General features: G+C 63.5%; 1 pseudogene. It reads right to left on the reverse strand.

Annotated features, from left to right (window positions below):
- Nucleotides 1-336 precede the first annotated feature (336 nt).
- Nucleotides 337-1,367: pseudogene (locus ACJJVR_RS04290) on the reverse strand (IS110 family transposase); the annotation flags it as partial.
- Between the last annotated feature and the right edge of the window lie 119 nt (nucleotides 1,368-1,486).

A 1,486-nucleotide genomic window follows, 5' to 3' on the forward strand; every position in this document is an offset into this window, starting at 1 on the left:
CCTGTTCTCATGGTCGTTGTCAACCTCCTGTTCCATGGCAATTAACCCGGCGGGACCGGGCGCAACTTGTGTAGATGCGCAAGGTAGGAGACGGAACTGAGACGACAGTTGAGCAAGCTCTCATGCGCGGGTTGGTTGACCCGCATGACCTTGGTTTCGTTCTGGGGCTGCCTCGCTCCAAGGATCGGGCATCGGCGTAGCCGGCCTATAACAGGCAACGAGGGTTCCCCACCGTGTTCCGCCCCCAACCATGCGCATCGGCCTGATCCGGGTGCGTTCTGTCTTTTAGCCTTCGCGGAGCTCTGTGTTCCCGGGAGGGACGGCCACCGCCTTCGCCTTCCCGGCCGCAATCAGATGGCGGTATCGCTGGCACATCCTGAGCTGTCCTTTCCAAGCGATATCACGCGCGCTCTTGGGCAGTGCCTCCAGACGTGCGTGGAGCTTCGGGCTGACGCGGGCCTGCATCCGATAGCTCCATGCGCCCTCGATCAGAGCGCGGCGGGCAAGGCCACTGCCCGCCTTGGTGATTCCGCCCCGCCGCACGCTGGCGCCGCTCGAATGTTCCGATGGGGTCAGCCCCAGATAGGCCATCAGTTGCCGCGGATTGTCGAAACGTTGAAAGTCCCCCACCTCGGCCACCACCGTCACCGCGACGATGAAACCAACCCCGCGCATGGCTTGAACGGCGTCCATGACGGGCGCAAGGCTCCAGGTGGGCAGAAGATCCGCGATCTGCCCTGTCAGACGCTCGACCCGCGCCTCGGCATCGGCATCAATGTAGTCTTGAAGGACGATCTGTTGCGCCGGATGCGTGAACCGCACCAGCGCCAGCCACCGCTGGTATGCTCCGGTCCAGCCCTTCTTGCCAAGGATAGATCCGGCCATGCCGCAGCAGAAAGCCTTGCAAATGTTGGCGGGCCTTACCCGTCACGCGCATTGCCGTGGCCCGCGCCCGGACCAGATCGCGCATTGCGTCATGCGCAGCATCCGGAACCCAGACCGCAGTCAGCTCGCCGGCGCGGTGCGGCTTTGCCAGCATTATGGCATCGCGGCGGTCGGTCTTCACCCGATCACCCGCCTTCACAGGGATGAGCGAGGGCGCTACGACGATGCCCTCATGCCCTCATGCCCTCATGCCCCATCTCGACGAGCTGGCGATGCAGGCCATAGCCGCAAGGCCCTGCTTCATAGCAAAAATGCAATCGACCTCCGCCTGCGGCTAGCTTCTCCACCAGCTTGCGGACATGATCGGGCCGATGCGGAACCGTCCCCCAGTGGCGAACCTCACCCCCGCGTTTCCCCTGCGCAACTGCGACGCAAATCGTCGCCTTGTGGACATCCAGCCCGATGAACGTGCCATCTTCCATGCGGTCTCTTCCCCATTCTTGAGGCCCGGCGCCAGCCAATCTGGCGCAACCCTCGAACGGAGAATGCCGCGGGAGAGGCCGCTGACCCAGTCAGCTCACTTCGCAATCATGGGGTCTAA

The organism is Paracoccus sp. Ld10 (assembly GCF_045064235.1).
In the GTDB taxonomy this organism is placed as follows: domain Bacteria; phylum Pseudomonadota; class Alphaproteobacteria; order Rhodobacterales; family Rhodobacteraceae; genus Paracoccus.